Genomic DNA, 6,501 nt, shown 5'->3' with positions numbered 1-6,501 from the left:
GAGTACTAGCTATAAACCAGTTGAACCATCTAATTTTTAGGAGGGCTGGGTGGCTAACCTCATTATAGAACTTTCATAATCTTTATAAAATGTAAAAAATCCTAATCATTATTCAAAGAACTAGAAATCTTGGTATAAAAACCATTTGCACATTATTTTACACTTATAATAGTAAAACTGATATTATTTACAAAATATTCGATTACTTATCATTTCCAAATCAAAAACATTTTCAGGTACAGTATATTACTTCATCTATCGTCAAAACAAATTACATCATTTAATTATAGCATAAAAAATCTTATGGAGAATGGAAATCAATGTCTAAAATAGCATTTAATACTCAATAAAAATCAAAGAGCAAACCGGGAAGCTAGCCACCGGCTGCTCAAAACACTGTTTTGAGGTTGTAGATAAGACTGACGAAGTCAGTCACATCTATACGGTAAGGCGACGCTGACGTGGTTTGAATTTAATTTTCGAAGAGTATAAATCAATTACTTAAAAACACCTGATTACAAAACCTCAGAGAATCTATACATAAATTGACAACTTGAACTTTTAATGTACTAGTGATTCGAACCTTGATTCTTCTGTCTTATCTTATCTCAAGCCCATTTGAGCGAGCTTGGCTTGATATTTGTTTTGATCGACAAGCAAGCCCAAGCCTCCATAAACATCATAGGCATCGACCCAGTCACCCAGTTCTGGAATCGTCAATTTTTCAATACCATTTTGCGCTCCATCTAGGAAAGACAAGCCATTTGTTAACAGGAAGGTATAAGGAACATTCGTTGAGGTCATTGCGAATACCTTGCCAAGTGCCTCTGAGCCTGTAAAGAGCTTGGTTGGATCCTTGATTTGCTGAAGAAGGGCTGTCAGTACTTGTTGCTGTCTTTTGGTACGGCCATAATCCGCCTCATCATCATCACGGAAACGAGCATAATTGAGCAAGGTCGAACCATTCATCTGCTGTTTTCCGACTTTAATAGTCTGGGTTGGAGACTCAGTCTCAGTCGCATGTAAATCATCTCCGACTGTAGCTTCTGTTAGTGGACGCCCATTCAATGTTGAAAATTGAGCATCAATCGTCACCCCATCAGGGAAAAGCGTATCAATCGCTGTGGCAAAGGCCTGAAAATCAACCAAAGCATAGTATTTAATGTCCAAGTCAAAATTATCTTTCAAGACTTGACGAACCATCTCTGCCCCTTTTTGCCCCTCTTGTTCTCCTAACTCATAGGCTACGTTTAACTTATTATCTGTCTGTTTTCTACCGTTAATCACTTGACTATAACCATCTATATAGACCAAATTATCACGCATGAAACTGACTAGCTTGATTTTCTTGTCCGAACCTCCGACATTTAATACCATAATAGAGTCAGTCCGCGTCTCAGCACTATTTTGACCAATTCGCCCATCTGTACCCATAATCAAAATATTAACACCATCTCTGGTATCCTGACCATGAAATACTTCTACTTGAGCTGCCCGGGCATTCGTATTTTTATCTGGATTAGCATTGGTATAACCTTTTAAGAACATAAAAATCATACCCAATGCTAGACAAGCTAAGATAGCCAGTAAACCTGCGAAAATACGCCCCCACCGTAGCTTCCGCTTTTTAGTCTTTTTCTTTGGAAGAGAATTGATCTTCTGGTATCTATCAGAACGACTACGACTATTATAAGAAGGAATTGAAGCGTTAGCACTTGTCTTTCCATAATCCTCGGTCAATTCTTGACTTTCTGAGGTGGCGTCACTACTTGCCTTATTTAATTTATCTTGCAAGTAAGCAAACTCTTTTTTCTCTCGCTCATTGAGGTAGTGAATATTCTTAAGTAGATAGTCATAACGCAACTGCTCATGATGGCTTAAGGGATTTTCTTTACTCATCTTCTCTCCTTTCCATGGTCTGATATTGGATAAATAGGATAGGCACCCAAAACCTTATACTGGATTCCAATCGCTTCTAATTCTTTTTGGGCAAAGTGGACCAAGACCTTATCAGTATAGTCCACATCGATAATGAAAAAGTATTCACCCAGTGCTGTCTTGAGTGGACGACTTTCAATTTTTGTCAGGTCAATTCCTCGCCAAGCAAAGGTCGAAAGAGCCTTGTAGAGTGCACCCGGAAGGTTGTCAGGTAAGGTCAAGGCCAAACTCATTTTTTCAGTTTGTGCTTGCAAGGGAATAACTGCACCTTCAGCTCCCAGAACCCAGAAACGTGTGAAATTGGCTTCCATTTCCTGAATATCCTCGGCAATCAGTTCCAAGCCATATTCTTCAGCAGAACTTCTAGGCGCAATTGCCGCAAAGGGTTCATCTGGATGTTCGGAAATAAAGCGGGCCGCATAGGCTGTACTAGCAGTCACCTCAATTTGAGCATCTGGATACTGTTCATCGATGAATTTCTTTCCTTGCGCCAAAGCCTGTGGGTGTGAAAAAATCTTCTCAATCTTAGTGTGACCTGGGACCACCATCAACTGCTGGTGAATAGGCTGAACGATTTCTGCTACTGCTTGGATGCGTGCCTGATGAAAAAGGTAGTCCAAGGTTTCATGAACACTACCCTCGATAGAATTTTCAACTGGCACTACAGAATAGTCCACCAAGCCTTGCTCATAGGCCTTGATGACATCTGTAATGTTGGCAAAGGCCAGCAATTCCTCATGAGGAATTGCTGTCTGCACAACGTGGTGTGAAAATGATCCCTTGGGACCTAGATAAGCAATTTTCATCTCAGTTCCTCTATAATTTCCTCTGGGCTTAGCTTGGTCACATCCAAAATCCGACTAGCCACTTCCTCATACCAAGCCTGTCTTTCTTGGAAAATAGCTACTAATTCTTCCTTGCTATTATTTAGAAAAAGCGGTCGCAGATTGTCCTTATCAGCTGATATGCGTTGGTAGAGGGTTTCAAAATCAGCTTTCAGATAGATGTTATCAGAATTGGTCTTGAGCAAGTCACGATTTCGCTGAGAAATGACTACTCCTCCACCAGTTGACACAACTTGGTCTGTTTGTAGTAAATCAGCTAGGACTTCTGATTCTACCTGACGAAAGGCTGCTTCTCCCTTTTCAGCGAAAAAATTCGCAATAGACATACCTAAGCGCTTCTCAATCAGGGCATCCATATCAAGGTAATTAGGGTCCAATCCTCTAGCAATTGTGGATTTACCAGCACCCATAAAGCCTAATAACACCTTAGCCATGAATCAAGCTCTCCAAATCATCAAAGAAGCTAGGGTAGCTGGTATTGATGGCTTCTGCACGGTCAAGCTCCACCTCTCCATCTGTAACCAAGAGGGCTGCGATGGCTGTCATCATGCCGATGCGGTGGTCACCAAAAGTATTTACCCTAGCACCGTGAAGGGCTGATTGCCCTTTGATAATCATCCCATCTGCTGTAGGGGTGATATCTGCTCCCATACTATTTAAGGCGTCTGCTACCACCTGAATGCGGTCTGTTTCCTTAACCTTGAGCTCCTCAGCATCCTTAATGACCGTTACACCTTGAGCTTGGGTCGCTAGCAGGGCAATAATGGGCAATTCATCAATCAAGCGTGGAATCAAGGCACCACCAATCTCTGTTCCTTTGAGGTCTGAAGACTCAACAATCAAGGTAGCAGATTTAGCGACTGGATCAATATCGGTCATTTCTAATTTTCCACCCATGGCACGAATGACATCGATAATACCAGTACGCGTTTCGTTGATACCCACATTTTTAAGCACTACTCGAGAGTTTGGAACAATCAAACCTGCAACCAACCAAAAGGCTGCACTGGAAATATCACCTGGCACAACAACCTTTTGTCCAGTCAATTTTTGTGGCCCTTGGACTGTGATTTTCTTGCCATCCACACTTAAATGACCACCAAATTGTTGCAGCATATCTTCAGTATGATTACGGGTGCATTCTTTTTCGATAATCACTGACTCTCCCTGAGCCTGCAAGGCTGCAAACATCAAGGCGGACTTGACTTGGGCAGAGGCAATTGGCAACTCATAATGAATAGGTGTTAAGGTTTTCGTTCCTTTTAAGCGAAGAGGAGGCAGGTCTCGATCAGTTTGCCCTGAAATGCTAACGCCCATTTTTTTCAATGGAATCGTCACACGGTCCATAGGTCGTTTGGAAAGACTATCATCTCCGAATATTTCTACTTCGAAGTCTGCGCCAGCAAGGACACCTGAAATCAGGCGAATCGAGGTGCCAGAATTTCCCATATCAAGGGCATTTTGTGGAGCTTTTAAGCCGTCCATACCCACACCTTGAATAGTAATGACCCCATCTTTATCCTCAATTTCAACACCAAGGTCACGAAAAACCTGCATGGTCGAAAGAACGTCTTCACCTCGCAGAATATCATAAACCTTAGTCTCACCCTCAGCCAAACTTCCAAAAATAATGGAACGGTGGCTGATAGACTTGTCACCAGGGACGCGGATACTGCCATGTAAGTGGCGAATGTTTGTTTTTAGTTTCATACTGGACCTCATACTTGCAATACTTTTACCTATTTTATCATAAAAAGCCAGAAATTCCTTAAAAATTCCTGACTTTATGATAGTTATTTTCTTATTAGACTTCCTGCGAAACAAAATATGGTACAATAGTTCTATGAATTATGAAGCAAGCAAACAATTAACTGATGTACGATTTAAGCGCCTTGTTGGTGTTCAGCGCACTACTTTTGAAGAGATGTTAGCTGTGTTAAAAACAGCTTATCAACGTAAACACGCAAAAGGTGGCCGAACCCCTAAGTTAAGCTTAGAAGATCTCCTCATGGCTACTCTTCAATACATGCGAGAATACCGCACTTATGAACAAATTGCGGCTGATTTTGGCATTCACGAAAGCAACTTAATCCGTCGGAGTCAATGGGTTGAATCAACTCTTATTCAAAGTGGTTTTACGATTTCAAAAACTCATCTTAGTGCTGAGGATACGGTGATTGTGGATGCAACAGAGGTAAAAATCAATCGTCCTAAAAAAATCAACTAGCCAATTATTCTGGTAAAAAGAAATATCATGCTATGAAGGCTCAAGCGATTGTCACAAGCCAAGGGAGAATTGTTTCATTGGATATTGCGGTGAACTATTGCCACGATATGAAATTGTTCAAAATGAGTCGCAGAAATATCGGACAAGCTGGTAAAATCTTGGCTGACAGTGGTTATCAAGGCATCATGAAGATGTATTCACAAGCGCAAACTCCGAGGAAATCAAGCAAACTTAAGCCACTAACTCTTGAAGATAAAGCCTATAACCATGTGCTATCTAAAGAGAGAATCAAGGTTGAGAATATTTTTGCCAAAGTAAAAACGTTTAAAATATTTTCAACAACCTATCGAAATCGACGCAAACGGTTTGGATTACGAATGAATTTGATTGCTGGCATTATCAACCGTGAACTAAGATTTTAGTTTCGCAGGAAGTCTATTTTAGCAATTCTGAAACTGGTTCAAAAACAATTTTTTCAATGTCAGAAAGGTAAATTGCCAATTGTTGTTGCTTTGTAAAGAATTCTGACAAGAGGCTATTTCCTTGAATCTGTTTACCAAAGCCTTCCATTTTAGCTTGGAAGGAAGCATCTGGCATTTGACCTGTCTGTGCTAGTCTTTGAATTTCCTCTTGAAAAGCAACATATTCTGTAAAGATTTTGCTTGCCTCAGCGTCTGCTGCAATCGCATCTTTAGCTGCTTTAACAGCCTTGTATTCTGGTAATTCGCGTAGACCGCGACTGAGTTCGTTTGCACTATCGTAAATATTTGACATGATTTTCTCCTTATTTATTTCTTTTAAAATTACTAGTCACTCTGTGGTCATTATTATTATGCAATCACTTTTATATGACCTCTTGAATATCCATTGCTTAATTCCTTATCTGGTATATACTCGATCTTCAAAGTTCCTAAATTAGAACCTGTTTTTATTTCATTTGACATAAGATTATCAAAATAGTTATCTATCTCATCATCAGATAAGGATGATTCAATCGATTTAACAATATCATGAAATACTTCTTTCATTCCTGCAACACCAGATTCACTATTTTCATTTGTCTGATTTATTGTTACATTGATTTTATCAGTATCATTTGCATGTAAAAGTTCCAAGTAATATCCGTAGCTTGATGCGAAATATTTTATTTTTATATTTCCTTTTTTGATATTTTCTAATGGGCTATTAGAATTTTGATTATAGCTATTAATAAAATCATTAGGCTTCCTGCGAAACAAAATATGGTACAATAGTTCTATGAATTATGAATCAAGTAAACCATTAACTGATGCACGATTTAAGCGCCTTGTTGGTGTTCAGCGCACTACTTTTGAAGAGATGTTAGCTGTGTTAAAAACAGCTTATCAACATAAACACGCAAAAGGTGGACGAACTCCCAAGTTAAGCTTAGAAAATCTCCTCATGGCTACTCTTCAATACATGCGAGAATACCGCACTTATGAACAAATTGCGGCTGATTTTGGCATTCAC

8 protein-coding genes are annotated in these 6,501 nt (G+C 39.7%); 2 read left to right on the top strand and 6 right to left on the bottom strand.

The genetic code is table 11. The annotated features are described in order from the left end of the window. Positions 1-603: 603 nt before the first annotated feature. The 4 genes from FGQ53_RS10785 to aroA are packed head-to-tail and all read right to left on the bottom strand — an operon-like array spanning position 604 to position 4,493. The gene (locus tag FGQ53_RS10785) at positions 604-1,899 is read right to left on the bottom strand and encodes an LCP family protein (protein ID WP_138338721.1); all 1,296 of its coding nucleotides are present in this window, start codon (positions 1,897-1,899) and stop codon (positions 604-606) included. Next, positions 1,896-2,744: a prephenate dehydratase gene (pheA, locus tag FGQ53_RS10780; RefSeq protein WP_138338719.1), complete on the bottom strand. Its 849-nt coding sequence runs from the start codon at positions 2,742-2,744 to the stop codon at positions 1,896-1,898. Before pheA ends, FGQ53_RS10785 begins: the two co-directional genes overlap by 4 nt. Further along, positions 2,741-3,217 carry a shikimate kinase gene (locus FGQ53_RS10775; RefSeq protein ID WP_138338716.1) on the bottom strand — a complete coding sequence of 159 codons (477 nt, stop codon included), beginning with the start codon at positions 3,215-3,217 and terminating at the stop codon, positions 2,741-2,743. Before FGQ53_RS10775 ends, pheA begins: the two co-directional genes overlap by 4 nt. Next, positions 3,210-4,493 carry a 3-phosphoshikimate 1-carboxyvinyltransferase gene (gene aroA / locus FGQ53_RS10770; RefSeq protein WP_138338714.1) on the bottom strand — a complete coding sequence of 428 codons (1,284 nt, stop codon included), beginning with the start codon at positions 4,491-4,493 and terminating at the stop codon, positions 3,210-3,212. Before aroA ends, FGQ53_RS10775 begins: the two co-directional genes overlap by 8 nt. A gap of 133 nt (positions 4,494-4,626) precedes the next feature. Here aroA and FGQ53_RS10765 point away from each other — a divergent pair. Beyond that, positions 4,627-5,432, top strand: a protein-coding gene (locus FGQ53_RS10765) for an IS5 family transposase (RefSeq protein WP_138338711.1) whose coding sequence is annotated in 2 segments (ribosomal slippage) — positions 4,627-5,001 and positions 5,004-5,432 — 804 coding nt in all. Because the reading frame shifts where the segments join, the coding sequence is not laid out codon by codon here. 13 nt (positions 5,433-5,445) lie between these two features. On the opposite strand, the gene FGQ53_RS10760 is transcribed toward FGQ53_RS10765, so the two are convergent. Continuing rightward, positions 5,446-5,784 carry a YlbF/YmcA family competence regulator gene (locus FGQ53_RS10760; RefSeq protein ID WP_000065969.1) on the bottom strand — a complete coding sequence of 113 codons (339 nt, stop codon included), beginning with the start codon at positions 5,782-5,784 and terminating at the stop codon, positions 5,446-5,448. Between the two features lie 56 nt (positions 5,785-5,840). Beyond that, positions 5,841-6,248, bottom strand: a complete 408-nt coding sequence (locus tag FGQ53_RS10755) for a hypothetical protein (RefSeq protein ID WP_249339647.1) — start codon at positions 6,246-6,248, stop codon at positions 5,841-5,843. A 19-nt stretch (positions 6,249-6,267) separates the two neighbouring features. On the opposite strand from FGQ53_RS10755, the gene FGQ53_RS10750 reads away from it, so the two are divergent. After that, positions 6,268-6,501: helix-turn-helix domain-containing protein (locus tag FGQ53_RS10750; RefSeq protein WP_138338708.1), on the top strand; the 234-nt coding region annotated here is incomplete at its 3' end.

This window comes from Streptococcus mitis (assembly GCF_005844455.1).
GTDB classification, from domain to species: Bacteria; Bacillota; Bacilli; order Lactobacillales; family Streptococcaceae; genus Streptococcus; species Streptococcus mitis_BF.
The sequence above is the reverse complement of the archived record's forward strand: the minus strand, read 5'-3'. Positions and strand labels throughout refer to the sequence as shown.